The following is an 18760-nucleotide window of genomic DNA, read 5'->3' as shown; positions in this document are numbered from 1 at the left end:
GTGAAAATTGGTGTGATTGATTATGGAATGGGTAATTTGTTCAGCGTTGAACAAGCATTAAAACGTTTAAATGCAGAGGTTATTGTAACGAGTGATATGGAAACACTGCGTGCAGCAGATGCGCTTGTACTCCCTGGTGTCGGTGCATTTCCAGATGCGATGAAACGTCTTGAAGAAACAGGGTTAATTCATTTCATTAAAGAAACAAAGCAACCGCTTTTAGGTATTTGTTTAGGGATGCAGTTAATGTTTGAGGAAAGTGAAGAAGTATCGCCAACAAAAGGTCTAGGCATCTTTAAAGGGAGTATAAAACGTTTTACGAATGTATCGCGTATTCCACATATGGGATGGAATGAGCTTGTGTTAGCTCAAACGCCGGAGTGGCTTACAGGAAAAACGTTACCGAGTGAGCGCCATGTTTATTTTGTCCACTCGTTTTATGCTACAAATATGGCACAAGAAGAGCTTGTTGCTTCAGCGGACTATGAAGGGGTACAAGTACCAGGAATCGTTGCAAGTGGTAATTTCACAGGTATGCAGTTCCACCCTGAAAAATCAGGTCCATTTGGTGTGTTTTTACTACGTGAATGGTTGCGAGAAGTGGGGGCGACAGTATGTTAACAAAACGAATTATTCCGTGTCTTGATGTAAAAGAAGGTCGTGTTGTGAAAGGGGTACAGTTTGTCGAGCTGCGTGATGCAGGTGACCCAGTGGAACTCGCGAAATTTTATGATGAGCAAGGTGCAGATGAGCTCGTATTTTTAGATATTTCAGCATCTCACGAAGGCCGTGAAACGATGGTTGATGTCGTACGCCAAACAGCGAGTGCTTTAGCCATCCCATTCACAGTAGGTGGCGGTATTCGTACACTCGATGATATGAAACGTATTTTACGTGCAGGGGCAGATAAAGTATCGGTAAATACTTCTGCTTTAGAGCGTCCAGCACTCATTAAAGAAGGTTCTGACTATTTTGGTGCACAATGTATTGTTTGTGCGATTGATGCGCGCTACTCTGAAGAAGATGGCACATGGATGGTATATACACATGGTGGTCGTAATAAAACAGAGTGGAAAGCCGTAGACTGGGCGAAAGAAGCAGTACGTTTAGGGGCTGGCGAAATTCTACTAACGAGCATGAACCAAGATGGTGAGAAATCCGGCTTTGATTTAGGTTTAACAAAAGCAGTACGAGAAGCAGTTACTGTGCCAGTCATTGCCAGTGGTGGTGCTGGAAATGCAGAACATTTCCGTGAAGTACTGCAAGATGTGGATACAGACGCGGCACTTGCGGCATCGATTTTCCATTATAAAGAAACGAGTGTAGCAGAAGTAAAAAGCTACTTAAAAGAAAAAGGAGTACACGTGCGATGAACGTTAAATTTGACGAACAAGGGTTAATCCCAGCGGTTGTGCAAGACGCACAATCAAAAGAAGTACTAACAGTTGCCTATATGAATGAAGAGTCTTTACAAAAAACAATCGAAACGGGTGAAACATGGTTTTACTCTCGTTCGCGTCAAGAGCTTTGGCATAAAGGGGCAACAAGTGGCAACACGCAAAAAGTGATTTCAATTAAAGCAGACTGTGATCAAGATGCATTAGTAGTGGAAGTCCTTCCTGCTGGTCCAGCATGCCACAATGGTACAACATCTTGCTTTACTGAGGCGATTGTAGAAAATGAACGTCCAGGTTCAGTAGCGATTTTACCACAACTGGTAGAAGTCATTAAACAACGTGAAATCGATATGCCAGAAGGTGCATACACTACATATTTATTCGAAAAAGGGATCGATAAAATTTGTAAAAAAGTCGGTGAAGAAGCAACAGAAGTTGTTATCGGGGCCAAAAACCGTGATACAGAAGAAGTAAAATGGGAAGCAGCCGATCTTCTTTACCACCTACTAGTCCTCCTACAAGAGCAAAAGGTCGATGTATATGAAGTATTAGAAGTACTTCAGAAACGTCATGAAGGGAAAAAGTAAAAGTAGGCAATGCTTTTTTCTGCGTCGAAAGGCGACAGCCGTCAGACGCAAAAGATAGATGTATATGAAGTATTAGCAGTACTTCAAAAACGTCATGAAGGGAAAAATAAAAGCAGGTAACGCTTTTTTTCTGCGTCAAAAGGTGTTAGTCGTTACAATATAAAAAATTAGAACATAAAGGCAGAAGTAGCCGCTTTTTAAACTGTTTGTGCTATAATAGAGAACAACTATGAGGAACGTGTCAGACGTTCCTTATTTTATGTTTCGGAGGAAATGTTGTTGGAAAATAAACGTGAAATCAGTAAAAAAAGTAATGTCGTATCGTTTATTCCAAACGGTGACTATTATTATCAAAAAGCACTAACAGCCTTAGAACGTGATCAATTAGATAAGGCGTATAAATATATTCAACGTGCTGCAGAACTCAGTCCGGATGACGGGCTTATATTAATGCAATATGGCATGCTTGAAATGGAATTGCAAAATTTTGAACATGCGTATGAATTAATTCATACCGCGTATCATCTAGATCCAAATGAGCCTGAAATTGTGTTCATGCTCGCGGAAGTATCCGGCTGTATAGGGATGGTTCATGATGCTAAAAAATATGCATTGATGTATTTAGATATGGAACCACAAGGCATGTACGCCATGGAAGCGAATGAAATTTTAGACTTTGTGGAACTAGAAAAAGAAACGCTCGAACATTTAGAAGAACATGATGCTGAAAAAATGGTTGCACAAGAAAAAGCAAGAAGACTAATGGAAAAGGGCGATTTTGTTCAAGCTATTGAAGTATTAGAGGAATTAATTGAGCAGTTTCCAGATGCTTGGCCAGCGTATAACAATTTATCACTGGCTTATTTCTATATTGGTGAAGCTGAAGAAGCGCATGCATTATTAAATCATGTATTAAGAGAAAATCATGGGAATTTACATGCGTTATGTAATTTAGCTGTATTTGCATACTATCAGAAAAATGAACAAGAGCTAAATGATCTGTTACAAATTTTAACGAAGATTCAACCATATGAATGGGATAATCGCTATAAACTTGGTGCAACATTAGCATTAATCGGGCAATATGAGATAGCGTATAAATGGTTACGTTCTATGAGCAAACGGGGCTATGAAGGAGATCCTGGTTTTTATTTTTGGCTAGCACAATCTGCTTACTTCTCTGGCCAGGAGGATGTAGCAAAGCAGTCGTGGGAGCAGTTACTCAAACTAGATCCTACGAAAGAAGGATTTGAACCTTGGATACATGATGAAAGTAAAGGGAATTCACTTGAAAATAGTCGTGAAACTATTATTGATAAAGTGAATAGCAACTTTACATCCGAACGATTATTTGGCTTTTTCTTGTTAAAGCGCTCTGCCCATAAACAAGAAATTATTGCGCACCCTAAATGGATTGATGTCTCAAATTATAATGAAGTAGAAAAGTTATGTTTAGCCTATGCGCTTGGTCATGAATTCAGCGCAAAAAGAAAAGGGGAGCTCCCTATTTTACGGGCGATGGAAGTAGCAGAACTCATTACACAAAAATATGGCTCTATTCATTTAGAAGCAACACATGTTTTACAGTTGTGGTTTGCTTTATTTGAACTAGCCATTGAAGCAAATTATCCGTTTAGAAATGTGAAAGCATTAGCCGCTGCAGTCGATTATATGTTCCATTCAGCGATGGATGAAAAAGTAACAAAAAAACAATTTGCTGAGAAGTATGAGACTACTGTCGCAACATTGACAAAATACTGTGATGAACTACTGGATTTTGTACCAACTAGCGTATAAGCTAATAACGAGTAAATTAATAAACATATATTACCATTTTAGTAACCGTTGCTTTCCGCTGCGGCACTCGCTTTCCACGGGCGAGCATCAAGCCTCCTCGTCGCTCATGCTTCGCTCCTGTGGGGTCTTGATTGTCTCGCTTTTCCCGTAGGAGTCTCGTGCCTCCACTACAAGCAACTGTTGTTCAATAAAATAATTGGTGGCTCAAAAATAATGAAAAATCCTTATTAATTATAGTAAAGGTTAGACAGACTATAATGTGCAAATGGAAAGAAAATGATTTCATTTAGATAAGAGAAATATTTTTCTAGCACATCCAGAAGTATTCACTTTTGCCGTAGCGCGCCATAGCCACAGGAGCCGGAACAGGAGATCCAAACAGGCCATGCCTGTTTTAGCTCCTGTGTAGGCTGTGGCAAAGCGCGGAGGCTACGATTACGCTTTAGTTTCATATTTTTTATTTTCATACTGGTATTTTTACTCATTAAGAGTATAAGCATATTTATTGAAACGATTAAAAATATCGCATACGATATAAATGTGAGAAGTGGTAGAGGAGGTCTTTTAAAATGGCAGAAGAAAAAATTTATGACATAGTAATTATTGGTGCAGGTCCTGCAGGATTAACAGCGGCGGTGTATACATCGCGTGCGAATCTTTCTACATTAATGTTAGAGCGCGGCATTCCAGGTGGTCAAATGGCCAACACAGAAGAGGTAGAAAACTACCCTGGTTTTGATACAATTTTAGGACCAGAGCTTTCAACAAAAATGTTTGAACACGCGAAAAAATTCGGTGCTGAGTATGCTTACGGTGATGTATCGGAAATTATTGATGGTGAAGAATATAAAACACTTATTGTTGGTAAAAAACAATACAAAGCACGTGCCATCATTATTTCAACAGGTGCAGAGTATAAAAAGATGGGTGTTCCAGGTGAAAAAGAGCTTGGTGGCCGAGGTGTAAGCTATTGTGCCGTATGTGACGGTGCATTCTTTAAAGGAAAAGAATTAGTCGTAGTAGGTGGTGGCGACTCAGCGGTAGAAGAAGGTGTGTACTTAACACGTTTTGCTGAAAAAGTAACGATTGTTCACCGACGCGATAAGTTACGTGCACAAAAAATCTTACAAGATCGCGCATTTGCAAATGAAAAAATTGACTTTATTTGGAATGCAACAGTAAAAGAAATTCACGAAGTAGATGGCAAAGTAGGTCGCGTTACACTTGTATCTACAGTAGATGGTTCCGAATCTGAATTTAAAACAGACGGCGTATTCGTTTACATCGGTATGGTGCCATTAACAGCCCCATTTGCAAATTTAAATATTTTAAATGAAAACGGCTATATCGTAACGAATGACAAAATGGAGACAGTCGTGCCTGGCATCTTTGCAGCAGGGGATGTTCGTGATAAAATGTTACGTCAAATCGTGACAGCTACAGGTGATGGCAGTATTGCAGCGCAAGCAGCTCAGCACTATGTAGAAGAATTAAAAGAGAAGTTGAACGGATAAATTGGTTCAATACTAAAATATGTTCTTGATTAAAAAATTTAGAATTCTAAAAGCACATGGAGTGAAGGGCGGCGACTCCAGCGGGAAAAGCGAGAAAGTTGAGACCCCGCAGGAGCGAAGCATGAGTGACGAGGAGGCTCGACCTCGCCCGCGGAAAGCGTCCGCCCGTAACGGAATGTGCGGTCAAGTACACGTTTTGGTAAAGATCCTATAAATTAACGATACCTTAATAGTATTGTAACTTTTACGAAACAAATAAGGGATATAATAGAAAATGTAAAAACTGCTTACCACAGTTGTTTTTCATAATTGTTTTATTCCCCTTTTATATCTTTTTAGGTTGTTTGAACGGCAAGAGCCCGAAAAACAACCTCTTTTTTGTGTGTACATTAAAGGCACGTTATAATGGAGAAAAGATCAAGAAGATTAGAGGTGTTAGCCAATGCAAAGAATCGCAAATTTATTAGCTATACAAGGGAATGAAGTTTTACTATTACAAAAGCCGAGACGTGGTTGGTATGTGGCCCCTGGTGGCAAAATGGAAAGCGGAGAATCTATCTATGAAGCGGCTATTCGTGAATTTCAAGAGGAAACAAATGTAACACCTCATGATGTGCATTTAAAAGGCGTCTATACAATGGTCATTAAAAACAATGAACGCGTTGTGGATGAATGGATGCTGTACACATTTATAGCGACAAAAGTAGAAGGGACAATTTTTAAAGAAACGCGTGAAGGTAAACTTGACTGGCACTCAATCGAAAGCTTAGAAACGCTTCCGATGGCACAAGGAGATCGAACGAATTTATTATTTGCAGCTTATCAAAAAGGAATCCAATATGGTACGTTTGAGTATACAGAGGATTTTGAGCTAATTAGCGAAAAGATTCAGTCGTCAATGGAATAGTAAAAGAGGAGAGAAGAAAACGTGGGCAATCATCAGCACTATACACATGAATTAGTTATTATTACAGGGATGTCTGGAGCGGGGAAAACGGTTGCGGTACAAAGCTTTGAAGATTTAGGTTACTACTGTGTAGATAATTTACCTCCTGAATTATTAACGACGTTTTTAGCATTAATGAGAAATTCAGATAAAAAGATTTCACGCATTGCGGTTGTAATGGATTTACGCGGTCGTGAGTTTTTTGACTCCATGGTAGATGCGCTAGATGCACTCGAAAGAGAAGAAGATATTACGCCACATATTCTGTTTTTAGATGCGGATGATGAAACACTAGTACGTCGTTATAAAGAGTCTCGTCGTTCGCATCCATTAGCGCCGATTGGCTTACCGCTTACAGGGATTAACCAAGAGCGTGATATGTTAGGGGAAGTAAAGGGACGAGCAAAAACAGTCTTTAATACTTCTAAAATGAAACCACGTGAACTTCGGGAGCGCATTGCTTTGGAATTTTCTCATACAAGCACGCCAATGTTTTCGGTTAATGTGATGTCATTCGGCTTTAAACACGGCATGCCAATCGATGCCGACCTTGTCTTTGATGTACGCTTTCTAAAAAATCCTTACTATGTGGAAGAGCTTCGACATAAAACAGGTTTACAGACGGAAGTATCTTCCTATGTTTTGGCGACAGATGAAACACAAGCACTTATTGCAAAGCTAACAGACTTATTCCAATTTATGATTCCGCATTATAAAGTGGAAGGAAAGTCCCAGCTAGTCATTGCATTTGGTTGTACTGGCGGTCAACATCGCTCTGTTACACTAGCAGAATACTTTGGGAAATTACTGGGGCATACAGAACAGACAGTGATTACACACCGAGATATTCAACATAGTTATAAAAAGGAATAGCCGCATAAACTATTAAGATGAAAGGGTGATGTAATGCGAAAAAAGAAGAAGCGTATTGTCGTAATCGGTGGAGGTACAGGACTTTCAACGGTGCTACGCGGTTTAAAAACACATCAATTTGATATTACGGCCATTGTCACTGTAGCGGATGACGGTGGCTCATCTGGTCGACTGCGCGATGATTATGATATTCCACCACCGGGCGATGTACGAAATGTCATCGCGGCTCTATCCGATGTAGAGCCGTTAGTTGAGCAAATGTTTCAATATCGATTCACCAATTCCAATGATTTAGGTGGACATTCACTAGGTAATTTAATGCTGACGGCGTTAACAGATATTACGGGTGATTTTAGTTATGCGATTGCTGAAATGAGTAAAGTATTAAATGTACACGGTAAAGTGATTCCAGCAGCGAATAAAAAAGTAACATTACATGCCCAATTGGAAGACGGTACTTGCATCCAAGGGGAGTCACGCATTCCCGGAGCGACCTTACCCATTAAACGGGTATTTTTAATACCAGAAGATGTGCAGCCATTACCAGCAGCCATTCATGCAATTAATAAGGCGGATGTTATATTAATTGGTCCTGGTAGTCTTTATACGAGCATTATCCCTAATTTGCTAGTAAAAGAGATTGGCGAAGCAGTTGTCAAAGCAAAGGCTAAGAAAATTTATGTTTGCAATTTAATGACGCAACGTGGTGAAACGACAGGTTATACAGCGTCCCGACACATTGAGGCCATCCATCAGCATGTGGGGACATCGTTTATGGAAGTCATTTTAATTAACAATGATGCATTACCACAAAGTGTAATGGAAAGCTATAAAGAAGAGAATGCAGAGCCTGTACAGTTTGATGTTGAACGTTTACACGCATTAGGTCTTGAAGTCTTTAAAGAAGAAATTGCCATGATTGAAAACGGTGCTGTTCGTCATCATGCAGTAAATGTTGCGAGCTGGTTATGTAATTATGTAGAACAAATGGAGCGAGAATAAGCAAGATTATCGCAAACATATGGTATGATAGTGCATACATATTGTGTAAGAAAGGGGGATAATCACATGTCATTTGCTTCAGAAACAAAAAAAGAATTAACACAAGTCGATGCAGATGATCTCAGCTTGAAGGCAGAGCTATCCGCCCTCATTCGAATGAATGGCTCGCTTAGCTTTACGAATCGTCAACTCAGCTTAGATGTGCAAACGGAGAATGCAGCGATTGCTAGACGATTATATACGATTGTAAAAAAACTGTATACGTATAATGTGGAGCTACTAGTACGGAAAAAAATGCGTCTGAAGAAAAATAATGTATACATTTGCCGTGTTCGTGAAGGGGCAAAAGAATTATTAACGGATTTATACATCATTTCAGATGATTTTCAATTTCATCATATGATTGAAAAGGAACTTGTTCCAAAAAATAATCAAAAGCGTGCCTACTTACGCGGGGCCTTTTTAGCGGGTGGATCTGTCAATAATCCAGAAACATCTGCCTATCATTTAGAAGTCTACTCACTTTACAAAGAGCACGGTGAGGCACTAGCAGACTTAATGAATGAATATCATTTGAATGCGAAAACAATCGAACGTAAAAAAGGCTTTGTGACGTATTTAAAAGAAGCAGAAAAGATTTCTGATTTTCTTAGCTTAGTGGGAGCTCATCAAGCGATGTTAAAATTTGAAGATGTGCGTATTGTACGTGATATGCGTAACAGTGTAAATCGTATTGTCAATTGTGAAACCGCTAATTTAAACAAAACGATTGGTGCAGCACTCCGTCAAGTAGAAAATATACGTTTTATCGAAAATACAATTGGATTAGACCAATTACCAGAAAAGTTGCGTGAAATTGCGCGGCTTCGAGTAGAATATCAAGACGTAACGTTAAAGGAACTAGGAGAAATGGTATCTACCGGTATTGTGAGCAAATCGGGCGTGAATCATCGCCTCCGAAAAATTGACGAAATTGCCACTGCGTTACGTCGAGGAGAACAAGTGAAAAATTAAAGAGTACATATTGGCACTCTTACGATTTTTACAGATAATCAAATTTAGGACCTCATCTCGATTTAATTTTAGTTCGAGATGTATAGCCCTAAAAGAAAATGATAACGATTTCATCAGGAAGCGTTGTTCTTTTTCGGTGTTTTCGCTAAGATAGAAATAAATGGATGCACGGTTGTGAAAGGGAGTTTTGCTAATGGTTGAAAACCAAGTACAAGTAAAATTAAAATCAGGCTTACAAGCACGCCAAGCAGCACTTTTCGTGCAAGAAGCGAATCGTTATAAGTCAGAGGTATATTTACAAAAAGATGAGAAAAAAGTAAATGCGAAGTCCATTATGGGCATTATGAGCCTAGCGATCGCAAAAGGTACGATGGTGACATTAATGGCAGATGGTGATGATGCTGAAATGGCGATTCATTCACTGACAGCACTAATTCAACAAGAAGATTAAAAAGGGGGCGGAAAGTTTTTACTTTCTGCGCCTTTTTTCTATATGATTTTAAAAATATAAAAACGCTCGGCATAGCCGAGCGTTTGGTAGGTCTGATTTTACTTATTTACGTTCGATAATGTGGTCAATTAAGCCGTATTCTTTGGCACGTTCTGCAGTCATGAAGTTATCACGATCTGTATCGCGAGCGATGATATCTAGCGATTGACCTGTTTTTTCAGACAGGATTGTATTTAATTTCTCGCGTAAGAATAAAATACGTTTAGCAGCGATTTCGATTTCTGTTGCTTGCCCTTGTGCACCGCCAAGTGGCTGGTGAATCATTACTTCTGCGTTCGGTAATGCAAAACGCTTACCTGGCTCACCCGCAGCAAGTAAGAAGGCACCCATAGATGCTGCCATACCGATACAAATTGTAGATACTTTTGGTTTAATGTAGTTCATCGTATCGTAAATGGCCATACCAGCTGTGATAGAGCCACCTGGTGAGTTAATGTAAAGCGTAATATCTTTATCTGAGTCTTCCGCTTCAAGGAATAATAATTGTGCAACGATTGAGTTCGCCACATTATCATCAATGCCACTTCCTAATAAAATAATACGGTCTTTTAGTAGGCGTGAATAAATATCATACGCACGCTCTCCACGACTTGTTTGTTCAATAACTGTAGGGATTAAATTCATACAAAATATCCTCCTTTTAAAAAGGTAAATTCGAATGCTCAATGCTGGTAAGGGAAGAACCCATCAGCTGTACCATTATCATACACATAATAGTCAAGGAAGGTCAAATATAAACTCTGACTTCTTTGAATAACATTTAGCTCATAATGAGGAAATCACTAAACATATATTACTATTTGGGTAAACGTTGCTTTCCGCTCCGGCACTCGCTTTCCACGGGCGAGATCAAGCCTCCTCGTCGCTCATCCTTCGCTTCTGCGGGGTCTTGATTGTCTCGCTTTTCCCGTAGGAGTCTCGTGCCTCCGCTACAAGCAACTATTGTTCAATAAAAAATGGTTTGCTCAAAACAATAAATATCCTCAGAGATTACAGGAGCTACTAGGCAACGATATGTGTAAATAGAAAGAAAATGATTTCTTTTAAAGAAGAGAAATGTTTTTCTAGCATATTGAGAAGTATTTACTTTTGCCGTAGCGCGCCATAGCCACAGGAGCCGGAACAGGAGATCCAAACAGGCCACGCCTGTTTTAGCTCCTGTGTAGGCTGTGGCAAAGCGCGGAGGCTACGACACCACTTTAGTTTAATTACCCTACTTATATTTTTAGGATGTATTTTTGCTCATTACGAGTATTAGCCTTCATTTACAAAGTTTAATAGTTGAAATGTGCACCTGTCATTTGTATAATGAATAAGTCATGATTACTTGGCCCTCGTGGTTTAATGGATAAAACGCAAGATTCCGGTTCTTGAACTGGGGGTTCGATTCCCTCCGAGGGCGCCACTATAACATGTCAACCTTGTTTTGTATACAAGGTTTTTTTATTTGTCTGCTTCTTTTATACCTTCTCCTTAGTAACTGTTCAAAAAAAAGACAAAATTCGATAAAGAAATACTTTATTCTACATTAACTACTTGAAAAATCAAAAGATTATTAGTAAATTATTAAATGTTGTACTTAATTGCGAGTAGATACGTAAATTCGGCATGCTTTCATGAAATATGACATAATTTTTCTAGGCTGAATTGTAGCTATAGTCGCATATACTATCATGCCCATATTCGGGCGCCATTTTACTGTTTCAATTATATATATGTTATAGCAACACCTGATTCTACATTCATAGTTTAGCAGCCTGTGAATGTGCAGGGGAATGAGTAGGATAAAATGAAGATCACTGTACCGATTCCATTTTATCCTAAATTCATTCTTCTTAAACTATTTCTAACAAAATAATTCAAAGCTGGATTTGATGAAATAATAAATTGGGTTTTCATAATAGTCGTCACAAGAAGTGACGGCTTTTTTGTTGCATAAAAATGAAAGGTGAATCATTTCCAATTTAATGGATTAACGAATAATTATTTGATTTTATCAATTTTTCTCGGTAAATTCGTTATAAAAATTCATCGTTGTGAAAAAATAATCATTTTTTATAAAATTTCCTGTTGTATATAAATTCAGAACTTACTATAATGGGTAATATCAAAAATAGACAACAATTGACTGATAATTGAATGAGGAGGAATTGTATATGTTTAAAAAATCTTTATTTAAAATCGTAGCACCATTAGCAGCGGCATCGATGTTATTAGCTGCTTGTTCAGGAGATGAGGCAAAAAACTCTGAAGGTGGAGAAATCACAAAAATTGTGGCAGGGACAGAAGCAACATATGCGCCATTTGAATATTTAGATGATAAAGGGAATGTAGTAGGCTTAGACGCTCAAATTTTAGCGGCGATTGGTGAAGAAATGGGCGTTGAAACTGAAATCAAAAATGTTGGTTGGGACTCAATGATGAGCCAAGTAACAACAGGAGAAATTGATATGGGGGCTGCTGCCATCACGATTACCGAGGAACGTTTAGAAACGTATGACTTTACAGAGCCGTATTACGAAGCATCTTTATTAATCGTGACAAAAGAGGAGTCAGATATTGAGTCATTTGAAGATTTAAAAGACAAAAAAGTGTCTGTACAAATCAATACAACAGGTCATATTGCAGCACAAGAATTACAAGGAATTGCGAGCTCGAACATTTTAGCGTATGAAAACTTCTCAGTAGCATTAACGGAAGTGTTAAACGGTTCTTCAGAAGCAGCAATCGGGGATAACGCTGTTATTTTAGAATACATTAAAAATAATCCAGATTCAGGGTTAAAAGCAATCGAAGACGATTCATTTGAAGTAGATTACTTCGGTTTCATGGTGAAAAAAGGGAACGAAGAATTACTTGATTTATTAAACGAAGGACTACAAAAAATTAAAGATAACGGTAAATTAGCAGAAATTACAGGTACTGAAATCGAGTAAAACATAAATGGAGGTGTTTCAGATGGAGTTGTTTGATTTTTTCCGTTGGGACATAATCTGGAACTACCGTGAGCTATATCTTAAAGGTATTTGGGCGACAATTCTATTAACATTAAGTGGTTATGTCGGAGGGGTATTCCTCGGTTTATTCCTCGGACTTGGACAAATGTCAAAAAATAAACTGATTTACTGGCCATGTAAAATTTATGTCGATATATTCCGTGGTACACCAATGCTTGTGCAATTATTATTAATTCACTTAGCGTTAATTCCAACAATCTTCGGTCATGCGATGAGCTGGTGGGTATCGGGTATTGTAGGACTAGTGTTAAATAGTGCAGCATACAATGCAGAAATTTTCCGCGCAGGTATCCTATCGATCGATAAAGGGCAAATGGAAGCAGCACGTTCACTTGGGTTAACGCATACGCAAGCGATGCGTAAGGTAATTTTACCGCAAGCGTTCCGCCGTATGATTCCGCCGCTTGGAAACGAGTTTATTGCATTATTAAAAGATTCCTCGCTTGTGACAGTCATTGCAGGTGCAGAAATCTTATACGTAAGTAAAGTCGTAGCAGGAACGTATCAGCGTTTCTGGGAGCCGTACTTATTTGCAGCGTTCCTATATCTTGTCTTAACGTATGCGGTAACGAAACTAATTGGGTTTGTAGAAAAGCGTGTGAGCATTGAGTACACGCCACGTAAAAAGAAAGGGCGTGCCGAGACATGATTAAAGTAGAAAATCTACACAAATATTTCGGTAAGCTTGAAGTGTTAAAAGGTATCGATTATGAAATAAAAGAAAAAGAAGTTGTTTGTGTAATCGGGCCATCTGGTTCAGGGAAAAGCACATTCCTTCGTTGCTTAAACTTATTAGAGGAAGTAACAGACGGAGCTATTTATATTGAGGGCGTAAAAATTAATGATCCGAAAACGAATATTAATGATATTCGTACGGAAGTGGGCATGGTATTCCAGCAATTTAATTTATTCCCGCATATGACGGTATTAGATAATATTACAATGGCCCCGATGCAAATTCGTAAAATGAGCAAAGCGGCGGCTGAAAAACTAGCATTAGAATTGCTGGATAAAGTAGGGTTGCGTGCGAAAGCAGATAATTTTCCACAGCAACTGTCAGGTGGACAACAGCAACGTGTCGCCATCGCACGTGCACTTGCGATGAAGCCGAAAGTCATCTTGTTTGATGAACCGACATCAGCACTTGACCCAGAAATGGTAAATGAGGTGTTAGATGTCATGAAAGACCTTGCCAAAGAGGGCATGACAATGGTTGTCGTCACGCACGAAATGGGCTTTGCACGTGAAGTGGGTGACCGTGTACTCTTTATGGATGGTGGATACATCGTTGAAGAAGGCCATCCTGACGATGTATTCGGCAATCCGCAAAACGAACGTACAAAAGCATTTTTAGGGAAAGTGCTAAAATAATGAAAAACATCAGCTTGCGAGATTTTATTGCAAGCTGATGTTTTTTTATTAACTAACTTGTAATGAGGAAATCCTGAAACATATATTACCATTTGAGTACACGTTGCTTTCCGCTCCGGCACTCGCTTTCCAAGGGCGAGATCAGGCCTCCTCGTCACTCATCCTTCGGTGCTCCTGTCGCTACGCTTTCGTCGCAAATAAATTTCCTACGGGGTCTTGGGGCCAACATGATGTTGGTCACGAAGGCGTTGTCACACGATGTGACGGTTTTAGCCTTCGTTCCTTTATCACTTTTCCCATAGGAAGCTTTGCACCTGCCGCTTCACTTCCGGTGCAGAAAAACATTGCTCTGTAGCGAAAGGCGTATGCCGTCAGCTACACGCTCGTGCCTCCGCTACAAGTAACTATTGTTGAATACAATAATCAGTTGCTAAAAATAAAGAAAGATTCTCCTTAATTACAATAGAGGTTGAGCAATTATATTTGCAAATGGAAAGAAAGTAGTTTCTTTTAGAGAAGAGAAATGTTTTTCTAGTATATCGAGAAGTATTCACTTTTGCCGTAGCGCGCCATAGCCACAGGAGCCAAGATTTTCTTTGCGACGAAAGTGCAACGTCAGGAGCAGGAACAGGAGATCCAAACAGGCCGCGCCTGTTTTAGCTCCTGTGTAGGCTGTGGCAAAGCGCGGAGGCTAGATACATACCTTTTACTATTAAATTGGTATTTTTAGGATGATTTTTTGCTCATTGTGAGTAACTAAGAAAATCCATTCAAGACGGGCGACTTGAATGGATTTTTTGTAGGAGAGTACCGTATAGGGTTATATAGATAATCGTATAATAAGGAACAACATCTCAAGAAGTGGAGATGGATTTATCTATGTGGGGGGATATAACATTAGTTCGGCATATTTTTTGCTTTTCCAGCTTGACCGTATGCATTAAGCATAATATTCATATCTGGTTGTGCAAGTTGTGGCACTTGATACATACCGCGTTTATTTAAATAAAGTGAAATTTCATACGCCATTTCTACACTATTTGGAACAGAGTCTTGCAATACGCGACGGACAACAGGGTTTGTTGATTCAAGCGCAGCTTGTGTTTTTCCGACAGCGCTTGTTTTATGCATAGAAAGGAGTGCGCCCGCGATAATTTCGTCATCTACTTCATTAGGGGATTGAATTGGTTTTTTCGGCTCGCCAGCACTTAATCCATATTTTACATCGTTACCCATTTGCATGTTGTACGTTTTGGTTGGGTGTTTTGGATCATGTCCTGTTTTATAAGCTTCTGCTGTAATGTTGTATTCATCGAGCATGAAAGCATATTGGCGATCTAAAATGCCGAGTAATTCTGGATCTTGAATTTGGTTTCGCATGAGTACACATTGGTTTAATGCTCCAATACAAGCGCTTAACACTTCATGTACATCCATTACTTCATGCGCACCATGGTTCATCGAAATTGGCTGTTGATTACCTTGAGATTCAGACGGTTGTGTAAACATAAAGTAAGTCCTCCATTTCTTTAGTTGGTACGCAATATATTGTGGCTTTTTTTGATTTTATTATGCATACTTAATAATAAGTAATAAATTCAAATAAAAGGGGTTATTGTATTATTAAGGATAATTGATAGAGTGCCAAAGTTGCTTTAATTGTTATTATGGCGATCATTGGCATTGCTTTGTTCACCGTTGTATTGAAATATAATAGCCTTGTGAATGGTGAGGAGCAAATTGATGCAGGTTGGGCGCAAATTGAAAATCAACTACAACGAAGATTTGACTTAATTCCAAATTTAGTAGAAACGGTAAAAGGTTAGGCAGCACATGAGGAAGCTATTTTTATGCAAATTGCAGAGGCACGTACAAACTACGGTGCTGCTTCCACGACAGAAGAAGCTGCAGCAGCAAATGATGAATTAACAACGGCATTAGAAAAGTTAATGGTCATTGTAGAGGCTTATCCGGATTTAAAAGCAAATACACAGTTTACGAGGTTAATGGATGAGTTAGCTGGAACAGAAAATCGTTTGGCTGTCGCGCGGAAAGATTACAATGAAACCGTGCGAGATTTTAATAGTATGTTCGCACATTTCCAATATGATTGCAGGCATGTTTGGTTTTGAGAAAAAGGCTTATTTTGAGATAAATGAAGGCGTGGTAGAAACACCTACCATTGATTTCGGAAGAGAGAATGAATGAAGCAGCGAGTATTGTTGCTTATTGCATTGTTTATCTTTGTCCTCCCGCTGAGTGCATTTGCAGAAATTCCTCCTAGACCAACAACAGCTGGGTTTGTATTTGATTATGAAAATGTGATTAATGATGAAGTTGAAAAAGAAATCAATGATTTTGCAAAGGAATTACAAACACAAGGGATTATGGAACTGTTTATCCCGCATTAACGGGCATTAAGACTCCCACCTCAAGGCTTAAGGAAAATCGGGAAGCATAGGTGGGAGATCAACTGCCCGTAAAAGCCCGATTGGTTCAACTAACAATCAGTGGGGGATGAGGAAAACCTCCACTGATTGAAGTTTCACTTTATTTTAACAGTGCCTACGATTGGTGATTTAGAGGCCTATGAGTATGGAGTAGAAGTCTTCCGTGAATGGGGAATTGGCGATGCGGAAAAAGATAATGGCATGCTTATTTTTGTCACAACCTCTCAAGGAGAAGGCAATAATAAAGTCCGTATTGCGACAGGTTACGGGCTAGAGTGGGATTACCCGGACGGTAAAACAGGTGAAATGCTGGATACGTATATGGTGCCAGCATTAAAAGAAGGGGATTATACAAAAGCGTTTGCACAAGTGGTAGAAGCCATTCGAGCAGAAGAAAATATCGAGCATACTTGGCAACAATCAGACGTATTTGTGGAGGAAGTTCACTGGCTCTATGAAGTAATTGGGGCTGTTCTTTTCGGCGGTATAATGTTAGCTGTGCTATCCGTTATATGCTGGATAGCGTGGGGAATAATGAAATGGATGTTCCGGAAAATACAAGGGACATTTTATTGGTTTTATCAAAAGCTAACAGGCCAAGATATCCGCTCGGAAGGCTATAAAGCGTATTTAGCAGCAAAAGCGGCAGAAGCAGCTGCATGGGAAGCCGAACGTGAGACTAGGAGGTCTAGTGACTCGAACTATGACTATGGGAGTAGCGATAGTTATTCAGGTGGTGGTGGTGGTTCAGACCGTAACTTTTAAAAGGTCTTTCTGCATTTGCTGGTAGGAAGCCTTAACGCGCAGTATAATGGGGCGAGGAGGAGGTATTACATGAAAAAAGTGATATTTTATTCCCGCCCGCATTGTTCGCTTTGTGAAGAAGGGATTTTGACGCTCAAGCTTGTACAAGAGGAAATACGGTTTAAAATTGAAGTATTGAATATTGAAGAAGATGACGCGTTACATGAAAAGTATATGCTGATGATCCCTGTTGTTGAAAAAGACGGCATGATGATTCAATACGGTCAGCTTGATTATGTCACATTGTACGAAGCGCTTAGTGTAGATGAAATCTCATAATGTGAGACTTCATTTACACTTTGTATCGTTTGTGTAAATAAAGAGGAAATAAATTGCATAAGAAAGCGATTCATACTACAATAAAGGTACAGAAATATTTTTTTACTACTTGTGGGACAAAAATATTTCTAGTGGGACAAAAAACAACCATACAGATAGTAGGTGAGTATATGGACGAATCTTCATTGTATGGAGTAGGACGTAAATTAATACCCGAAATCGATTTACTTTTGAAAAAACGATTTCGTATTTTACAGGCAATTCATATTGCAGGGCCGGTTGGTAGACGTACATTAGCAGAACTTTTACATGCAACGGAGCGCGAAATTCGAAATGAAACGTCGCTTTTACACGAACAACAATTAATTGATATTGGCCAAAAAGGTATGATTTGTACAGAAGTAGGGTATGAAGTACTTGAGAAGTTAAAAATGCTGTATCATGAACTCGCAGGTTTTACGCAAAAAGAGCAACAGCTTGCTCAGCTATTAGGAATTGAAAAAGTCATCATCATTCCGGGGGCTTTTCAAGATGAAGCATCACGTAGATTGCTTGGCAAGGAAGCGGGTCAATTACTAACGAATCTGGCACAAGCAAATAGCAAAATCGCGGTCACTGGCGGTAGTTCGGTTGCCTGTATTGCACCGTATTTACAGCCCAATGAGCAGTTACCAAGTGCGCAGTTTATCGCAGCACGAGGTGGAATGGGCGAAGAGATGAGCTTGCAAGCAAATATGCTTGTCGCACAGTTTGCGAAAGCGTGTCATGCCTCGTATAAAACGCTTTTCTTACCGGAGTTCCTAAGTGAGCAAGCGTATGTTGCGATGAAAGCAGAGCCAAGTGTACAAGAAATGATTCGTTTATATGAACAAGTCCATATTGTTGTGCACGGGATCGGCACGGCAGAAGAAATGGCCGAAAAGCGAGGTAGCACCGAAGCAGATAAAAGATTGCTTCATGAAAAAGGGGCAGTCGGTGAGGCATTTGGTTATTATTTCGATGAACAAGGTGAAATTGTGCATCAAATTCGCACGATTTGTATCCAACCTGAACATGTGAAAAATAGTCACCATGTCATTGCTATTGCGGGTGGCGCTCAAAAAGCAAAAGCCATCAAGGCATACTTTAAAAGTGCGGCACAGCAAACGATTTTTATGACAGATGAAGCTGCTGCAAATGAAATGTTGTTATAACTAGC

19 protein-coding genes, 1 tRNA gene and 1 pseudogene are annotated in these 18760 nt (G+C 39.4%); 19 read left to right on the top strand and 2 right to left on the bottom strand.

From position 1 onward, the window contains the following. The 10 genes from hisH to ACQQ2I_RS16460 all read left to right on the top strand — a co-directional run bounded on the left by hisH (position 1) and on the right by ACQQ2I_RS16460 (position 9581). Entirely contained in the window at positions 1-621 is a 621-nt protein-coding gene (gene hisH / locus ACQQ2I_RS16505) for an imidazole glycerol phosphate synthase subunit HisH (RefSeq protein ID WP_391371411.1), read from the top strand. Next, on the top strand, positions 615-1373 hold the full coding sequence (hisF, locus tag ACQQ2I_RS16500) for an imidazole glycerol phosphate synthase subunit HisF (RefSeq protein WP_431027864.1): 759 nt from the start codon (positions 615-617) through the stop codon (positions 1371-1373). Before hisH ends, hisF begins: the two co-directional genes overlap by 7 nt. Next, the gene (gene hisIE / locus ACQQ2I_RS16495) at positions 1370-1984 is read left to right on the top strand and encodes a bifunctional phosphoribosyl-AMP cyclohydrolase/phosphoribosyl-ATP diphosphatase HisIE (protein WP_431027863.1); all 615 of its coding nucleotides are present in this window, start codon (positions 1370-1372) and stop codon (positions 1982-1984) included. The genes hisF and hisIE overlap by 4 nt, the downstream gene beginning before the upstream one ends. A gap of 273 nt (positions 1985-2257) precedes the next feature. Continuing rightward, positions 2258-3781 (top strand): tetratricopeptide repeat protein, encoded by a 1524-nt coding sequence (locus ACQQ2I_RS16490; protein ID WP_431027862.1) that lies wholly within the window; start codon positions 2258-2260, stop codon positions 3779-3781. A gap of 569 nt (positions 3782-4350) precedes the next feature. Continuing rightward, on the top strand, positions 4351-5295 hold the full coding sequence (gene trxB, locus ACQQ2I_RS16485; protein ID WP_431027861.1) for a thioredoxin-disulfide reductase: 945 nt from the start codon (positions 4351-4353) through the stop codon (positions 5293-5295). A 442-nt stretch (positions 5296-5737) separates the two neighbouring features. Then, positions 5738-6202: an NUDIX domain-containing protein gene (locus ACQQ2I_RS16480; RefSeq protein ID WP_431027860.1), complete on the top strand. Its 465-nt coding sequence runs from the start codon at positions 5738-5740 to the stop codon at positions 6200-6202. A 21-nt stretch (positions 6203-6223) separates the two neighbouring features. Further along, on the top strand, positions 6224-7114 hold the full coding sequence (gene rapZ / locus ACQQ2I_RS16475) for an RNase adapter RapZ (RefSeq protein ID WP_431027859.1): 891 nt from the start codon (positions 6224-6226) through the stop codon (positions 7112-7114). A 33-nt stretch (positions 7115-7147) separates the two neighbouring features. Continuing rightward, a complete protein-coding gene (locus ACQQ2I_RS16470) occupies positions 7148-8116 on the top strand; it encodes a gluconeogenesis factor YvcK family protein (protein ID WP_431027858.1) in 969 nt (322 codons plus the stop codon). A gap of 66 nt (positions 8117-8182) precedes the next feature. After that, positions 8183-9130 carry a DNA-binding protein WhiA gene (gene whiA / locus ACQQ2I_RS16465; protein WP_431027856.1) on the top strand — a complete coding sequence of 316 codons (948 nt, stop codon included), beginning with the start codon at positions 8183-8185 and terminating at the stop codon, positions 9128-9130. 193 nt (positions 9131-9323) lie between these two features. Then, positions 9324-9581 carry an HPr family phosphocarrier protein gene (locus ACQQ2I_RS16460; protein WP_431027855.1) on the top strand — a complete coding sequence of 86 codons (258 nt, stop codon included), beginning with the start codon at positions 9324-9326 and terminating at the stop codon, positions 9579-9581. A 102-nt stretch (positions 9582-9683) separates the two neighbouring features. Here the strand turns inward: ACQQ2I_RS16460 and clpP are convergent, their stop codons facing one another. Then, on the bottom strand, positions 9684-10265 hold the full coding sequence (clpP, locus tag ACQQ2I_RS16455; protein WP_431027854.1) for an ATP-dependent Clp endopeptidase proteolytic subunit ClpP: 582 nt from the start codon (positions 10263-10265) through the stop codon (positions 9684-9686). Positions 10266-10971: 706 nt separating this feature from the next. Here clpP and ACQQ2I_RS16450 point away from each other — a divergent pair. The 4 genes from ACQQ2I_RS16450 (at position 10972) to ACQQ2I_RS16435 (ending at position 14029) form a co-directional block, all read left to right on the top strand. After that, positions 10972-11046 (top strand) — tRNA-Arg (locus ACQQ2I_RS16450). A 751-nt stretch (positions 11047-11797) separates the two neighbouring features. Beyond that, positions 11798-12577, top strand: a complete 780-nt coding sequence (locus ACQQ2I_RS16445; protein ID WP_431027853.1) for a basic amino acid ABC transporter substrate-binding protein — start codon at positions 11798-11800, stop codon at positions 12575-12577. A 22-nt stretch (positions 12578-12599) separates the two neighbouring features. Further along, the gene (locus tag ACQQ2I_RS16440; RefSeq protein ID WP_431027852.1) at positions 12600-13307 is read left to right on the top strand and encodes an amino acid ABC transporter permease; all 708 of its coding nucleotides are present in this window, start codon (positions 12600-12602) and stop codon (positions 13305-13307) included. Further along, on the top strand, positions 13304-14029 hold the full coding sequence (locus ACQQ2I_RS16435; protein ID WP_431027851.1) for an amino acid ABC transporter ATP-binding protein: 726 nt from the start codon (positions 13304-13306) through the stop codon (positions 14027-14029). The genes ACQQ2I_RS16440 and ACQQ2I_RS16435 overlap by 4 nt, the downstream gene beginning before the upstream one ends. 897 nt (positions 14030-14926) lie before the next feature. Here ACQQ2I_RS16435 and ACQQ2I_RS16430 read toward each other — a convergent pair. After that, entirely contained in the window at positions 14927-15538 is a 612-nt protein-coding gene (locus ACQQ2I_RS16430) for a spore coat protein (protein ID WP_431027850.1), read from the bottom strand. A gap of 158 nt (positions 15539-15696) precedes the next feature. Between ACQQ2I_RS16430 and ACQQ2I_RS16425 the strand changes: the two are divergent. The 5 genes and pseudogenes from ACQQ2I_RS16425 (at position 15697) to ACQQ2I_RS16405 (ending at position 18755) form a co-directional block, all read left to right on the top strand. After that, positions 15697-16237: pseudogene (locus ACQQ2I_RS16425) on the top strand (LemA family protein). Next, positions 16234-16440, top strand: a complete 207-nt coding sequence (locus tag ACQQ2I_RS16420; RefSeq protein WP_431027849.1) for a hypothetical protein — start codon at positions 16234-16236, stop codon at positions 16438-16440. Before ACQQ2I_RS16425 ends, ACQQ2I_RS16420 begins: the two are co-directional and overlap by 4 nt. Positions 16441-16566: 126 nt before the next feature. After that, entirely contained in the window at positions 16567-17244 is a 678-nt protein-coding gene (locus ACQQ2I_RS16415) for a TPM domain-containing protein (RefSeq protein ID WP_431027848.1), read from the top strand. Between the two features lie 69 nt (positions 17245-17313). Continuing rightward, positions 17314-17562, top strand: coding sequence for a glutaredoxin family protein (locus tag ACQQ2I_RS16410; RefSeq protein WP_431027847.1), 249 nt, complete (start codon positions 17314-17316; stop codon positions 17560-17562). A 170-nt stretch (positions 17563-17732) separates the two neighbouring features. After that, positions 17733-18755 (top strand): sugar-binding transcriptional regulator, encoded by a 1023-nt coding sequence (locus ACQQ2I_RS16405; RefSeq protein ID WP_431027846.1) that lies wholly within the window; start codon positions 17733-17735, stop codon positions 18753-18755. Positions 18756-18760 lie beyond the last annotated feature (5 nt).

Origin of the sequence: Lysinibacillus sp. LZ02 (genome assembly GCF_050613145.1) — a bacterium.
Classification (GTDB): Bacteria; Bacillota; Bacilli; order Bacillales_A; family Planococcaceae; genus Lysinibacillus_B.
The sequence above is the reverse complement of the archived record's forward strand: the minus strand, read 5'-3'. Positions and strand labels throughout refer to the sequence as shown.

What these genes read in the sequence shown, in the direction of transcription:
- hisF (WP_431027864.1), top strand. Translation starts at nt 615, where the DNA reads ATGTTAACAAAACGAATTATTCCGTGTCTTGATGTAAAAGAAGGTCGT.
- hisIE (WP_431027863.1), top strand. Translation starts at nt 1,370, where the DNA reads ATGAACGTTAAATTTGACGAACAAGGGTTAATCCCAGCGGTTGTGCAA.
- ACQQ2I_RS16490 (WP_431027862.1), top strand. Translation starts at nt 2,258, where the DNA reads ATGTTGTTGGAAAATAAACGTGAAATCAGTAAAAAAAGTAATGTCGTA.
- trxB (WP_431027861.1), top strand. Translation starts at nt 4,351, where the DNA reads ATGGCAGAAGAAAAAATTTATGACATAGTAATTATTGGTGCAGGTCCT.
- ACQQ2I_RS16480 (WP_431027860.1), top strand. Translation starts at nt 5,738, where the DNA reads ATGCAAAGAATCGCAAATTTATTAGCTATACAAGGGAATGAAGTTTTA.
- ACQQ2I_RS16470 (WP_431027858.1), top strand. Translation starts at nt 7,148, where the DNA reads ATGCGAAAAAAGAAGAAGCGTATTGTCGTAATCGGTGGAGGTACAGGA.
- whiA (WP_431027856.1), top strand. Translation starts at nt 8,183, where the DNA reads ATGTCATTTGCTTCAGAAACAAAAAAAGAATTAACACAAGTCGATGCA.
- ACQQ2I_RS16460 (WP_431027855.1), top strand. Translation starts at nt 9,324, where the DNA reads ATGGTTGAAAACCAAGTACAAGTAAAATTAAAATCAGGCTTACAAGCA.
- clpP (WP_431027854.1), bottom strand. Translation starts at nt 10,265, where the DNA reads ATGAATTTAATCCCTACAGTTATTGAACAAACAAGTCGTGGAGAGCGT.
- ACQQ2I_RS16445 (WP_431027853.1), top strand. Translation starts at nt 11,798, where the DNA reads ATGTTTAAAAAATCTTTATTTAAAATCGTAGCACCATTAGCAGCGGCA.
- ACQQ2I_RS16440 (WP_431027852.1), top strand. Translation starts at nt 12,600, where the DNA reads ATGGAGTTGTTTGATTTTTTCCGTTGGGACATAATCTGGAACTACCGT.
- ACQQ2I_RS16435 (WP_431027851.1), top strand. Translation starts at nt 13,304, where the DNA reads ATGATTAAAGTAGAAAATCTACACAAATATTTCGGTAAGCTTGAAGTG.
- ACQQ2I_RS16430 (WP_431027850.1), bottom strand. Translation starts at nt 15,538, where the DNA reads ATGTTTACACAACCGTCTGAATCTCAAGGTAATCAACAGCCAATTTCG.
- ACQQ2I_RS16420 (WP_431027849.1), top strand. Translation starts at nt 16,234, where the DNA reads ATGAAGCAGCGAGTATTGTTGCTTATTGCATTGTTTATCTTTGTCCTC.
- ACQQ2I_RS16410 (WP_431027847.1), top strand. Translation starts at nt 17,314, where the DNA reads ATGAAAAAAGTGATATTTTATTCCCGCCCGCATTGTTCGCTTTGTGAA.
- ACQQ2I_RS16405 (WP_431027846.1), top strand. Translation starts at nt 17,733, where the DNA reads ATGGACGAATCTTCATTGTATGGAGTAGGACGTAAATTAATACCCGAA.